The organism is Desulfovibrio sp. OH1186_COT-070, assembly GCF_003860215.1.
Lineage (GTDB): Bacteria > Desulfobacterota > Desulfovibrionia > Desulfovibrionales > Desulfovibrionaceae > Desulfovibrio.
Genome location: NZ_RQYH01000006.1, coordinates 86,312 through 100,074, shown reverse-complemented (window position 1 = coordinate 100,074; position 13,763 = coordinate 86,312). Strand labels below are relative to the sequence as shown.

Below are 13,763 nucleotides of genomic sequence, written 5' to 3'. Positions count from 1 at the left end.
GTATTCTCCGGCCTTTCCATCAGGATGCCGCACGGGCATGCTCTTGCCGTTTTTTCCGAAGCCGTGCAGACTGCAAAAGCACATCCAACAACACAGAGGTGAACCTATGGGAAATCCCGCCATTGAGGCGCTTGACGCCCTGATCGGGCGCGTATGCGCGGCGCAGCGCCGGTTTGCGGAATACACGCAGGAAGAGGTGGACAAAATTTTCCGCCACGCAGCGGCAGCGGCCACGGCACAGCGCATCAGGCTCGCCCGCATGGCTGTGGAAGAAACCGGCATGGGCATCATGGAAGACAAGGTCATCAAAAACCACTTTGCTTCCGAATATGTGTACAATCAGTACAAAAGCAGCCGTACCTGCGGCGTGCTCGAAGACGATCCCGTTTCCGGCTACCGGCGGATCGCCGCGCCTCTGGGCGTTGTGGCAGGCATCATCCCCACCACCAACCCCACCTCTACTGCCATTTTCAAGGCTCTGCTCTGCCTGAAAACCCGTAACGGCATCATTTTTTCCCCGCATCCCAGGGCAAAGGCCTGCACGCGCGAGGCGGCCATGGTCATTCTGCGGGCCGCGGAGGAAGCGGGCGCTCCCGAGGGCATCATCGGTCTGGTGGAAGAACCCAGCGTGGAACTGTCGCAGCACCTCATGGGGCACAGGGGCATCAGCCTCATCCTTGCCACGGGCGGCCCCGGCATGGTGCGCGCCGCTTACAGCTCCGGCACTCCGGCCATCGGCGTGGGCGCGGGCAACACGCCCGTGGTCATTGACGCCACGGCAGACATCCGCATGGCGGTCAACTCCATCCTGCTGAGCAAGACGTTTGACAACGGCATGATCTGCGCGTCAGAGCAGGCTGTGGTGGTGGAAGCCCCGGTCACGGACGCGGTGCGGCAGGAGTTTGCCTGGCGCGGCGCGCATTTTGCCAGTCCGTCCGAAGCGGAGCAACTGGCGGCTGTGGTCTTCAAAAACGGCAGCCTGAACAGCGCCATTGTGGGGCGTTCGGCGTGCGATATCGCGCGGCTGGCGGGTTTTTCGGTGCCTGAAGACACAAAGGTGCTCATTGCGGAGCGGGAGAGTGTGGACGCGGCGGATCCTTTTGCGCACGAGAAGCTCTCTCCGGTTCTGGGCTTCTACCGCGCGGAGAATTTCAGCGCGGCGGTGGACATGGCGCGTCAACTGGTGCTGTTGGGCGGTGCGGGGCACACCTCCGTGCTCTATACCGACGAGGCGGAGGACGGGCGCATCACCGAATTCCAGAACGCCATGTGCACGGGGCGGGTGCTGGTGAACATGCCCGCCTCGCAGGGCGCCATCGGCGATGTGTACAATTTCCGCATTGCCCCTTCCCTGACGCTGGGCTGCGGCAGTTGGGGAGGAAATTCCGTCAGCGAGAACATCGGAGTCAAGCACCTCATGAATATCAAAAGTGTGGCCTGCCGCCGGGAGAATATGCTCTGGTACCGTGTGCCCAACAGGGTCTACTTCAAGCCGGGATGCCTGCGCCCGGCGCTGGAGGAATACGGCGACCGCCGCCGCGCCCTCATCGTGACTGACGCCACCATGGAAAAACTTGGATACGTTGGCCGGGTGACGCAGATTCTGGAGAGCATGGGCGTGCAGTTCCGGATTTTTTCCGACGTGCAGCCGGATCCGGACATGGCCACAGCTCTCCGGGCGCTGGAACTGGCCAACAGCTTTCAGCCGGACATGTTTGTCGCGCTTGGCGGCGGCTCGCCCATGGACGCCGCCAAGATTGTCTGGTTGATGTACGAGGTTCCCGGCATGCGTCTGGGCGATATTGCCCTGCGCTTCATGGATATCCGCAAGAGGGTGATTTCTTTTCCCGAACTGGGGCGCAAAGCGGTCATGATTGCCATTCCCACCACATCGGGAACCGGCTCCGAGGTGACGCCCTTTGCCGTCATTACCGACGAAACCACCGGGCAGAAATACCCCGTGGCCGACTATGCCCTGACGCCGGACATGGCCATTGTGGACCCGGAATTTGTCACCAACATGCCGCCCTCATTGGTGGCCGGGGCGGGTCTTGACGTGCTGACCCACGCCATTGAGGCTTATACGTCCACCTTGGCCAGCAACTTTTCCGACGGTCAGGCTCTGGAGGCCATCCGGCTGGTCTTCAAGCATTTGCGGACCTCATACCGCAACGAGGCCAATGCCTTGCAGGCCAGGGAAAAAATGCACTATGCCGCGAGCATTGCGGGCATGGCCTTTGCCAATGCTTTTCTCGGTGTCTGCCATTCCCTGGCCCATGCACTGGGCTCTGCCTTCCATTTGCAGCACGGCCTTGCCAATGCGCTGATGCTCTCCCACGTCATAGAATACAATGCCACAGACAAGCCCACCAAGCAGGGCATGCTGCCCCAGTACCGGTATCCGTGGGTCAAGGGCCGCTATGCCCGCATTGCCGACATGCTGCATCTGGCCGACGATCTGGAAGGAGATTCCCCGGAAATCCGTGCGGAAAAAACGGCACGGCTGGTGCGGGCCATCGAACAGCTCAAGCGGGATGTGGGCATTCCCTGCTCGCTGCGTGAAGCCGGGGTCAGCGAGGGAGCTTTTCTGGAAAAACTGGACGCCATGGCCGAGCTTGCCTTTGACGACCAGTGCACCGGCGCGAACCCGCGCTATCCCCTGATCAGCGAATTGAAAGAATTGTACCGCAAGGCTTTCTACGGGGAGCCGCCCGCAGCTCTGCGCGGGGAGTAGGGATGGTTGGCATTTCACTCCGGGGGCAGAGCAGCCCCCGGAGTGAAATATTCCTAATCGCGGCCGTGCTTACGGTTCCAGGCCCATTTTTATCACCGCCTGCATGCCGCCTGTGGCATTGACCACATCGGTGATGCCGTTGCGGGCCAGAATGAGCAGGCTGTCGTAGGCGCGCAGGCCGGTATTGCAGATGATGGCCACGGGCCTGTCGGTGGGGATTTCTCCGATACGCGCGGCGGTTTCTTCCAGCGGGATGGAGTGCCAGAGGGGGTGTTTTTCCTGCACGGCTTTTCCTCCGGCAGCCGGGCGGGCGTCGATGAAGAAAATCTGGTTGGAGTCCCGTTCCGCCCAGAGCTTCATGAACTGGTCGGCCCCCACGGGCGTGAAGCGCCCCGCCAGGGCATTGTCCGCCACATTGGCCACCACATTGACCACATCCATTGCCGAGGCAAAGGGCGGGGCATAGGCCACTTCCAGATTGGAAATGTCCGCCACCGTGGGGCGGGCGTATTGCAGTGCGGCGGCCACGGCATCCACGCGGGCCTTGAGGCTTGCGGAGTCAACGCAGGCTCCCTGCATGCCCAGCACACGACGGCTGGCCCTGTCCACCACCAATTCCAGGCTCATCATGGATTTTTCCGGATAAAAATGGGCGCGGTCCAGTTGTTCCACGCTCACGCTCAGGGCATCAAAGCCTTCCTGCCGGGCGCGGTCCACCGTCATGCCCACTCCGCAGAAGGAGAGGTCAAAGAGCTTGACAGCCCATGTGCCCACATAGCCGGGAAAAACCGCCTGTCCTCCGGCAAGGTTGGTGCCGATAACGCGGCCCTGGCGGTTGGCCATGCTCCCCAGGGGCAGATATCCGGGTTTTCCGGTAAGGAGATTTTTGACAGACGCGCAGTCGCCCCCGGCAAAAATGCAGGGATCTGTGGTGCGCATCTGTTCGTCCACCACCACCGCGCCGGAGGGCGTCACCGCAAGCCCGGCGTCCTTGGCCAACTGGCCGTTGGGCAGGAAACCCGCGGCAAAAATGACCAGTTGCGCCGGGATGCGGCGTTTGTCCGTCACCACGGCAGAGACAGCCCCGTTGACGCCTTCCAGGCGCAGAACCTTTTCGGCGGTGTGCACGGCCACCTTGTGGCTCTGGCAGTCGTGGGCCGCCATGCGGGCCAGGGAGACGGAGAGCGCGCCGGGCAAAAGCTGGTCCGTCATTTCCACCACGCTCACGGCCACTCCCCACATGTCGGCCAAAGCCACCGCTGCCTCAAGGCCGATAAAACCTCCGCCCACGATAACAGCCTCAGCCACCTTGCCTTCCTGACAGGCCGTGCGGATGCTTTGGGCCGCTTCCAGCCGGGTGAGGGAGAGCACATTGTCCAGATCTTTGCCCTCAATGTCGGGCACACGCGGGCGGGCGCCCGTGGCCAGCACCAGCTTGTCGTAGGGCAGGTCTTCTTCCGCTCCGCTTTTCAGGTCTTTGACGCGCAGGGTTTTGGCATCGCGGTCAATGCGCAGGGCGCGGGTCTGGTCCCGCACGGCAACTCCCTTCATGTCGCGGAAAAAAGCCGCATCACGTATGGTGTGGTAGGGGGTTGCGCGCAGATCGTCCAGGTTTTGGACTTCGCCCGAAACATAGTAGGGAATGCCGCATCCTCCGTAGGAGATATAGGAATTTTCGTCCACCAGCGTGACGTCGGCATCGGGCATGAGCCGCTTGCAGCGGCAGGCCGCCTTGGGGCCAAGGGCCACGCCGCCCACCACCAGGATTTTTTCAGACATGCCATACTCCTTTGGGGCAAAATGCCCCGTGCAATTTTTTGCGGCGCGGTCAGCGGCCGCGGTAGCGGCGCTGGTCGCCCACGCGCACGGTGATATGCTCGTTGTCCATATATTCCAGCAAGGCAATGAGATACTTGCGCGAAAGTCCCAGAATTTCCTTGAGAGAGGCCACATCAAGATTGTCGTGACTCTGGAACCAGAGGCGCACGCGCTCCAGAATATCCCCCAATGCAGGGCCGTGGTAGTACATCCCCTCGCGGACGCAGACCAGCAGCCCCTCCCTGACCAGCAGCCGCAGCACGGGCGCGGCCTCCCTGGAGGAGATATGCAGATCTGCCAGCACCTCGCTGATGTTGGGAGGCGTCAGCCCGGCGGCGGCGTGGACGTCCAGCAGCTTCTGGCGCACGGTGGTCTGATCCGCCGCCAGGCTCACGCTGTGGGATTTGACGCGCAGGCCATCGCCTTCTGTCGCAAGTTCTCCGCTTTTCAGCAGATGGTCCAGAATTTTTTGTTTCAGGCGCTGGGGGAGGCTGTTGCTCCAGCCGGTGCAGAGCGCGCCGCGTGAAAAAGCGGGTGCGAGGGGGGTGCGCCGGTGCAGTTCGCGTGCCCTGTCCAGACAGGCGGCGGTCAGTTGCTCAAAGGCGTTTTTTCCGATCCAGGCGCGGTTTTCCTTGTCCCAGCAAAGGGCTGCACCGCGTGTGGACAAAAGATGCAGTCCACTTTCCAGAGCGGGGCGGGCAAGGCCTGTGAGTACGCGCAAATGTGTTTCGTCAGCGCCGTGCCCGGCCTGCACCTCCAGAACAGCCTCCAGCAGGGCGGCCCGGGCCTGGTCGTGGTTTTTGTTTCCGGCCTTGCCGTCGCCGGGGGCATCGGCGGCATCGCGCAGGGCGGTCAGGCCGCGCAGCACTTCCAGCTTGCGCTCCCTTTGCGGGTCCTTGCGACGCAGTTGCGGGGGCAAGGGGCTGACCAGGCTTCCGCCCGCCACGGTGCGTAAGGGAGAATAGGCGCGCAGGACGCAGTGATCGCCAAAAATTCCCACCAGGGGCTCCCGGAAGCGGAGTTCAGCCAGGGCTTCTTCCCCTGGAGCCAGCTTGTCCCTGTCCGGAAAGACCACACGGGCCAGACATTCCCGCGTACCGTGGTGAAAGTGGATTTCTGTGCGCTGGCGCAAGGGGCGGGGAGCCGAGGACAGGCAGGCGAGGTTGACCAGCCAGCGGTCGGAAGGCAGCAGGGTTCCGGGATGCGCCAGCACCTGGCCGCGTTCCACCTGCGCCACTTCCAGCCCCTGCACGTTGACGGCGCAGCGTTGGCCGGGGCGTACTTCCTGCACGGAGGTTCCGTGGTGCTGCAAGGTGCGGGCGCGGGCAGGCAGCCCGGCGGGCATGACGCACAGTGCGTCCCCTGCCCGGCACAGACCGGAAACAACGGTTCCCGTGACCACGGTTCCGTAGCCTTTCATGCTGAAAACACGGTCTGCGGGCAGGCGAAAAATATCGCTGCGTCTGCGGTCGGGCAGTTCTGCGGCAAGACGTATCAGGTGCGCGCGCAGGGCGTCCACCCCTTCTCCTGTCTGGGCGGAAACAGGAAAGACCGGCGCGTCTTCCAGAAAGCTGCCTTCCAGAAAGCGGGCCAGGTCTTCGCGCACCATTGCCAGCCAGTCGGCGTCCGCCATGTCGGTCTTGGTCAGGGCCACAAGGCCGCTGCGGATGCCCAGCAGGGTGCAGATTTCAAGATGCTCGCGCGTTTGGGGCATGACGCCCTCATCCGCTGCAACAACCAGCATGACGCAGTCCACCCCCGCAGATCCGGCCACCATGTTTCTGACAAAACGTTCGTGGCCAGGCACATCCACAATGCCCAGCCGCCCGCCGTCGGGGAGGTCCAGCCAGGCAAAGCCCAGTTCGATGGTGATGCCGCGGCGCTTTTCCTCTTCCAGGCGGTCGCAGTCCATGCCGGTCAGCGCGCGCACCAGGGATGTCTTGCCGTGGTCAATGTGGCCCGCTGTGCCCAGCACTACAGACATGCGCAGTCCTCCTGCGGGAATTTTTCTGCATACTATACCCGAAAAACAGGGATGGCAATTCCCGCGCCTTTTTCCGTGACGTGCGCAGCGCGCAAAAAAGCGGAGCCCCTTGGGAGGCTCCGCCCGTATTCTGTTGCGTGCAGGGACGCCTAGGTATTTTCTCTGGACTTGATAAGATCCACGGCGCGCCGGGCGAGGTGCGTGACTTCGGGCTTGGAGATCTGGTCGTCAGCGCCAACGCTTTCGCCCCGGTGGCGCAGCTTGTCGGTAATGATGGAAGAAAACAGGATGACCGGCAGCTTTTTGAGGACACTGTCCTCCTTGACGCGCTGGGTCAGGTTGAGGCCGTCCATAACCGGCATTTCGATGTCCGAAACCAGAATATGCACAAAGTCCGACAGGGGGCGTCCGTCTTCTTCCACAGAGCGTTTGAAGGTTTCCAGGCGTTCCCAGGCCGCGCGCCCGTCAGAAACCACTTCTACGGTAAAACCCGCTTTTTCCAGCAAATCGCGCAGCATTTCGCGCACCAGGGAGGAGTCGTCCGCCACCAGCGCGCGGTAGCCGGAGTTGGCCCAGTTCTCGCCGAGATCGTCCAGATTCAGCTTGAGCTTGGGATTGAGGCTGGCCACCACTTTTTCCAGATCCAGCAGAAAGCCGATGCGTCCTTCAAGCTGGATCACGCCAATGACGGTATTGTTGGAAGCTGCGGCCACATATTTGTTGGGCGGCTCCACCTGTTCCCAACTGATGCGGTGAATGCGGTTCACGCCCGAAACCATGAAGGCGGTGGTCACGTTGTTGAATTCCGTCACAATGGTCTTGGGTGCGTCGGCGTCCGGCGGCGGTGTTTTGCCCAGCCACATGGCCAGATCCACCAGCGGAATGATGCGCGAGCGCAGGTTGAACGCGCCCCGCACGCTGGGGTGCTGCACTTCGGGCATTTCCGTGACCTTGGGCATGCGGATGATTTCCAGCACCTTGGCCACGTTGACACCGTAGTAGCCCCTGTAAGGCTTGAGGTTGGGGACGCCGTTTTCCGAAACGGGATCTTCGTCCAGCGGCGGGGTCATTTCATCCAGATAGAACTCCACCACTTCCAGTTCGTTGGTGCCGGCTTCCAGCAGGATATTGGTCTGGGCCATGATGCCTCCAGAAAAGAATGAACCCCGTGGGGCAGCATGCGCGGGGCGGGGATTTGCGCACGCATCCCCGCGCATCGCGGCGGCAGGGGTTTGGCCTGCGGTTTGGGGCGGGGGCTAGTGCGCCCGCAGCCATACTTCCGCGGCGTCTATGAGACTTTTCGGTGTAGATGCGCCAGCCGTTAGGCCTGCACGCGTTTTTTTGCAAAAATTTTCTGCCCGCAGGTCTTCGGCGCTCTCCACCAGGTGGGTGGCAATGCCGCACAAGGACGCCACATCGGCCAGGCGGCGGGTGTTCCCGCTCTGTTTGCCGCCCACAACCACCATAACGTCCACACGCGAGGCAATGTGCCGGGCTTCTTCCTGCCGTTCGCGCGTGGCATCGCAGATGGTGGAAAGCACCGTGAGATTGCGGGTGCGGCTGCGCAGGCTTTTTTCGATGTCCTGAAAAAGCTCCTTGTCCTGCGTGGTCTGCGAGGCCAGCACGCAGCTTTCTTCGGGCGGCGGCGCACAGGCGGCCAACTCGTCGACATTGCTGAAAACATGGGCCGGGCCGCAGGCGTACGACACCAGGCCGCGCACTTCGGGATGGTCCGCCTCGCCGAAAAGCAGCAGGCATTCCCCCCTGGCCGTGGCCCGCCCGATGGCGATCTGGGCTTTTTTGACCTTGGGGCAGGTCGCGTCCACAATGGCGACCCCGCTTTCGTGCAAGTCCCGCTCCACTTCGCGTGTGATGCCGTGGGCGCGGATCACGACCACATCGCCCGCAGCCAGTTCCGCCACGTCCCTGACGCAGACCACGCCTCTGGCGGCATAGTCCGCCAGAACCTGGGGATTATGGATGATGGGGCCAAGGGTACAGATGCGCCCCGACGGCCCGGCGGATTCCAGGGCGGTGTTGAGCTTTTGCAGCGCCAGGCTGACGCCCATGCAGAAGCCTGCTGTCTTCGCGCGATATACGTCCATGCTGTTTTTTCCGGGGAGCGCGGCGCCTGCCGTGTCAGGATTCGGCCTCCGCATCCGCGGGGGCTTCGCTGAAAAATCTGTCCAGAGCTTCTTCTGTTTCCTGCCAGTCCTTACACCGGCACAGCGCCTGACGCAAGGCCCGCGCTCCGGGCACAGCCCGGACATAGCGCGGAGCGGCCGAGCGCATTTTCCACACGGCAGCCTGGCCGCAGCCGTGCTCCCGTGCCAGTTCCATATGGCGGAGGATCATGGCCCTGGTGCGCGCCACATCGGGAGGCAGGGGATCCCTGCCTGCCCGCAGGGCGGCATGGTCCGCAAAAATGGCGGGATTGGACATGGCCCCCCGCGCGTACATCACGCCGTGCACGCCGCACTGGCGCAGGCAGCGCAGCCCGTCGGCCGCAGTAAAAAGATCGCCGCTTGCCAGCAGCGGAACAGACAGGCGCGGCGCGAGCCGTGCCAGTTCTTCCGTGCGGGCGTGCCCTCCAAAGCCCTGCCGCGCCGTGCGTGGATGCAGGGTCAGCCAGCCTGCGCCCGCGTCTTCCAGCCGCAGGGCCAGGTCGGGCAGCACCGGGCGGGAATCGTCCACCCCCAGGCGGAGTTTGAAGCCCACCCGTCCAGGCCCGGCGGCTTCCAGCATGGCCCGCGCGATTTCCAGCAGCAGGTCTGTCTGCCCCAGCAGCGCTGCCCCGGCTTTTTGGCGCAGCACCTTGGGTACGGAGCAGCCCACGTTCAGGTCAAACCAGCCAAATCCCGCCTCCCGCAGCAGGCGGACGGCCTGTGCCAGAAAGGGCGGCTCCGCGCCGAAAAGCTGCACCACCAGCGGCTGGTCCTGTGGCAGGGTCTTGAGCAGATCGGCTGTGCCGGGGCTCTGGTAGACCAGACCCTTGGCGCTGACCATTTCCGTCACGCAGACTGCCGCGCCGTATTCTCTGCAAAGCAGTCTGAAGGGCAGATCGCTGTATCCCGCCAGAGGCGCCAGCCAGGGGTGATCCGGGCCCATGGGCAGCGCGGGAGGATTGGCGGGGCAGAGCGGCAGATTGTGGGCCACGGTCAGGCATCCTTGCCCGGCGTGTCCGGCAGGGGAGTGGTTTCATCCGCCCGGTCGTTGTGGGCATGGGCAGCGGCGGGGCTGCTCTTTGCCCGGCATTGTGCGGACGAACATGAGGCCTGCCCGCAACTGCACGTGATGCGGTTGAGCAGGCTGGATGCCTGGCGCAGGGCATCGTCAATATTGGTGGGGGTAAAGCCGTCGCTCAAATGCTCCAGCAGGCCTGTGCGCTGCAAGACGCCGCGCATGGCGGCATTGTCGATGATCAGGATGATGGGCAGGCTGCGCGCGTGGCAGCGTTCCACAAATTGGGCAAGGGCATGCGCGCCCGAAGCGTCGATCCAGAAAACGCGGCTCAGATGCAGGATGACCAGGGCGGCGGGGGGAGAGCTTTCTTCATACAACTGGCGCTCCATCTCATGGATGGCGCCAAAAAAGAGCGTGCCCTCCACCGCGTACACAACAACGCCTTCGGGCAGATCCGGGGGGGCGTCGCGCAGCAGGGTGTCGTTGCGTTCCAGACGGCGCACGCGCGGATGCGCTGTCTTGTAGATGAACAGCGTCAGCGACAGGAGCACGCCGATAAAAATGGCTTTTTCGAGATCCAGCAGCAGGGTGGAGGCAAAGGTCAGCAGCAGGACGGTACGGTCAATGCGGGTGGCCACCAGGCAGAGCCGGATGGATTCCACATGGATCATCTGGAACGCGATCAGCAGCAGAATGCCGCTCAGGGCGGGCAGGGGCAACCAGGCAATGGCGGGGGAAAGCAGAAAGAGCAGGGGCAGGGCCAGAAGGCCCGAAAAAATTGCGGCCATGCGGGTGCGCCCGCCTGATGTGAAGACCAGGGTGCTGCGCGTGAAGGAGCCGCAGCCGGGAATGCCCGAGGTCAGCCCTGCGGCCACATTGCCGAGCCCCTGCCCGACAAGCTCCCGGCTGCCGTCAAAGCTGTCGCCTCTGGCGGCGGCCAGTTGTTTGCCGATGGCCAGGGATTCCACCGTGCCCAGCATGGCCAGGGCCAGCGCGGGCAGAAAAAGGTCGCGCAGCGCGTTCAGGTCAAAGGCGGGCGGCAGCGACAGGGGGGGCACGATGTTGGGCACGGCCCCCACCAGCGCAACGCCGCGCCCCCCTGCGTCAAACAGCGCGGCAATGGCGCTCACAACCACCAGCGCGGCCAGCATGGCCGGGAACTTGCGCGAGATGCGCCGGAAGGCCAGCGAAAGCACAATGGTCAGCAGGGTCAGGGCAAGGCTCGGGAGGCTGGCCTGGGGCAGGCCGTTCAGGGCGGCCAGAATCTGAGCGAAAAAGCCCGAGGGTTTGGGGCCGGGCAGGCCCAGAATCGTGCCCAACTGCCCTGCGGCAATGAGCAGCGCGGCTCCGGTGGAAAAGGCCACAATCACCGCGCGGGAAATGAAGTTGGCCAGTTCGCCCAGCCGGGCCAGGCCCATGCCGATCTGGATGAGGCCGCAGAGCAGCGCCAGACCGAAAACGTAGGCCATGCGCAGGTCTTCCGGCATGTCGGCAATGAGCACCCCCCCCACGCTCACCGTGGCCAGAGTGGAGAAAACCACCATGGAAACAGCGTTGGTGGGGCCGGAAGCCATGTAGCGCGAAGACCCCCAGAGCGCGGCCAGCACCACGGGCAGCATGCAGCTGTAAATGCCGTACTGCGGATGCACTCCCGCAATGACGGCATAGGCCATGGCCTGGGGCACGGCCACAGGCGTGAGGGTGAGCGCGGCCATGATGTCTGCCCGCGCGTCCTTGCCCGTGTATGTGCGCAGGGTTTCGAGAAAAGGGAAAAAGCGCGTCATGCCCATGACTTGCCCCGTGGGAGCGGCACTGCCGCAGAAACATCGGGTTTTGCGGGGTACAAATGCGGAGGGCCGCTGTCCCGCGCGGCGGGCCCTTTGCGTTTGCCGGAACACCCAGTATAGGCCGGAAAACATCCTCGGTCAACGGATGCGGCGTTTTGCGCTGCCTGCTTTTCCCTTCCCTCCCTTTTTTGCGGTATTTTTCTCCGCGTCCTGCCCCCGCATTCCGTTTCGGGGTCGCCGGGAACGCGGGCTGTCAATATCCGGACAGTCCGGCATTGGGGCCGCAGGCGGCGTCGAGCATTGGACCGCGTTTGTCGGGAGGGGAGTTTTCTGGCAAAATATTTGCAAGAGTCATGGCGGGGTTGCACGCCGGACTTTTGTTTTTGTCCGGCCCGCAGCCGCCCGCCGGCTCTGCCCGGCACGGGGGTGGTATGACACATTGCAGAAAATTTTCTTTTTTCCTGCCCGGCCTGGGCTGCCTGGGGGGACTGGCACTGGTGCTGGCTCTGGCAGGTTTTGTGCCGCAGCGCGAAAGCTGGGAGGTACGCCGCAAGGTGAGCGGCCATGTGGCTTCCCTGCATGCGGACGACATGCCTGCGCCCATTGCGCACAGCGGCAGCGCGCAGCAACCGTGGGCGGTGCGCCTTCCGGCGGGCGACCATCCTCCGCCGGAGGATGTGCCGCAACTGCCGACATTTTCTTCCGGGCGCGGCGGCCCTGTGGTGGTTTTTGTTCCCGGCGGCGCGTATCCGGACACGGGAGGGGGCATGCCGCCCGGATCTTTGGCGGAAAATTTTGCCCCTCTTCTGGCGCTGGACGGCCGCATGCCGCACTTGCTCGTCCGCCAGCCGCAGGGCTATGGCGATGCGCTGGATGCCAGAGGCAGGCCCGTGCGCTGGCAGGCGTCCGCGGCGCTGCTCGGCGGCTATGCGCCCCTGCCCGCAACCAGCCGCGACAGCCGCGATGCGCATGCGGGCGAGTTTTTTTCGCTTGCGCACAGCGGGAGGGTGCCCGGCAGCGCGGGACGCTACCGGGAACTGGTGGAAAACTTTGCGCAACGCTACGGGCTGGACGTGGATCTGGTCTATGCCATCATCCACAGCGAAAGCAATTTTTCCACAACTCTGGTCAGCCACAAGTCGGCCATGGGCCTCATGCAGCTCATGCCCGATACGGCGGGCGGCGAGGTGCACAGGTATCTGTACGGCAAATCCGGCGTTGTGAGCTTTGAGGAACTGAGCGTTCCGGAGATCAACATCCGCTACGGCACCACCTACCTGCACCTGCTTTTTTCCCGCTATTTCGGTGGGGTGCGCGACGCCCGCGCGCGGGAATACTGCGTTGTGGCCGCCTACAACATGGGGCCCAACCGCTTTTTGCGCTTTTACGGCCAGAGCGGTGCCGAGGCCGTGGAGCGCATCAATGCCATGAGTCCCGCAGAACTGTACGAAGACATCACGGCGAGGCTGCCTGTGCGCGAAACGCGCTTTTACCTGGCAAAGGTGCAGAGAATGAAGGAGCACTACGCAATGCTGCGTTGAGCGCTCACCAGAAAAAAGCTTGTGAAGCGCGGCGAAAGTCTGTATGCAGGAAGACTGCATGTACATTTTTTGAGAGTATTTTTGCGAGGAGTGGGCAATACCATGCAAATCCGTCTGTTTCTGCCGTTGATTCTGGTGCTGAGCCTTGGCCTTCTTGCCTGCCAGCAGGCCGACAATGCGGCTGCCAAACCGGGAATCGCGGTTGTGGATATGGCGCGCGTCATGCGCGACAGCGAGCCGGGCAAGGCTGGCGTCAAGTTTCTTGAAGGCCTGCAATCCGACATGCAGGAAAAACTCACGGGCATTCAGAACCGCCTGGAAGCCAAACCTGACGATGCGGAAGCCCAGAAGGAACTGCAAGCCACCTACATGGAGGCGCAGCAGCGCATGCAGGCCGAGCAGCAGAATGTCATCAACCTGCTCTATGACACCATGCAGCGCGTCATCAACGCCTACCGAGCCGAAAAGGGCTTTTCGGTTGTTTTGAATGCCGAAGCCGTGGTTTCCTTTGACTCCGGGGCTGACGTGACCGGCGACATCATTGCCGCCGTGAACAAGCAGAAGATGGATTTCAAGCCCGTGACCGCCTCTGGCGCGGCTTCCAACGCCGCTGCCCCCGTCCCGCAGAATGCCGACAAGGCCGACAGCGAAAAGGACGCCCCTGCGGACAAAAAACCCGAAAGCCCCAAGAACGGCAAAAAATAGCTGCCTTTCAG

General features: G+C 63.1%; 9 protein-coding genes. 3 read left to right on the top strand and 6 right to left on the bottom strand.

The features are described from left to right. Positions 1-106: 106 nt before the first annotated feature. On the top strand, positions 107-2,734 hold the full coding sequence (adhE, locus tag EII23_RS03550) for a bifunctional acetaldehyde-CoA/alcohol dehydrogenase (RefSeq protein WP_124792013.1): 2,628 nt from the start codon (positions 107-109) through the stop codon (positions 2,732-2,734). Positions 2,735-2,803: 69 nt separating this feature from the next. On the opposite strand, the gene EII23_RS03545 is transcribed toward adhE, so the two are convergent. The 6 genes from EII23_RS03545 to EII23_RS03520 form a co-directional block, all read right to left on the bottom strand. Next, a complete protein-coding gene (locus tag EII23_RS03545; RefSeq protein WP_124792012.1) occupies positions 2,804-4,513 on the bottom strand; it encodes an FAD-dependent oxidoreductase in 1,710 nt (569 codons plus the stop codon). 49 nt (positions 4,514-4,562) lie between these two features. Beyond that, a complete protein-coding gene (gene selB, locus EII23_RS03540; RefSeq protein ID WP_124792011.1) occupies positions 4,563-6,536 on the bottom strand; it encodes a selenocysteine-specific translation elongation factor in 1,974 nt (657 codons plus the stop codon). A 149-nt stretch (positions 6,537-6,685) separates the two neighbouring features. Then, positions 6,686-7,678 (bottom strand): chemotaxis protein, encoded by a 993-nt coding sequence (locus EII23_RS03535; RefSeq protein WP_124792010.1) that lies wholly within the window; start codon positions 7,676-7,678, stop codon positions 6,686-6,688. Between the two features lie 114 nt (positions 7,679-7,792). After that, on the bottom strand, positions 7,793-8,641 hold the full coding sequence (ispH, locus tag EII23_RS03530; protein ID WP_124792009.1) for a 4-hydroxy-3-methylbut-2-enyl diphosphate reductase: 849 nt from the start codon (positions 8,639-8,641) through the stop codon (positions 7,793-7,795). 34 nt (positions 8,642-8,675) lie between these two features. Next, the gene (locus EII23_RS03525; protein ID WP_311768150.1) at positions 8,676-9,692 is read right to left on the bottom strand and encodes a tRNA-dihydrouridine synthase family protein; all 1,017 of its coding nucleotides are present in this window, start codon (positions 9,690-9,692) and stop codon (positions 8,676-8,678) included. A gap of 2 nt (positions 9,693-9,694) precedes the next feature. Next, positions 9,695-11,509, bottom strand: a complete 1,815-nt coding sequence (locus tag EII23_RS03520) for a SulP family inorganic anion transporter (RefSeq protein ID WP_124792008.1) — start codon at positions 11,507-11,509, stop codon at positions 9,695-9,697. Positions 11,510-11,937: 428 nt separating this feature from the next. On the opposite strand from EII23_RS03520, the gene EII23_RS03515 reads away from it, so the two are divergent. Together EII23_RS03515 and EII23_RS03510 are read left to right on the top strand one after the other, a co-directional pair. Next, positions 11,938-13,047, top strand: coding sequence for a transglycosylase SLT domain-containing protein (locus EII23_RS03515; protein WP_124792007.1), 1,110 nt, complete (start codon positions 11,938-11,940; stop codon positions 13,045-13,047). 102 nt (positions 13,048-13,149) lie between these two features. Next, the gene (locus tag EII23_RS03510; RefSeq protein ID WP_124792006.1) at positions 13,150-13,752 is read left to right on the top strand and encodes an OmpH family outer membrane protein; all 603 of its coding nucleotides are present in this window, start codon (positions 13,150-13,152) and stop codon (positions 13,750-13,752) included. The last annotated feature ends 11 nt before the right edge of the window (positions 13,753-13,763 follow it).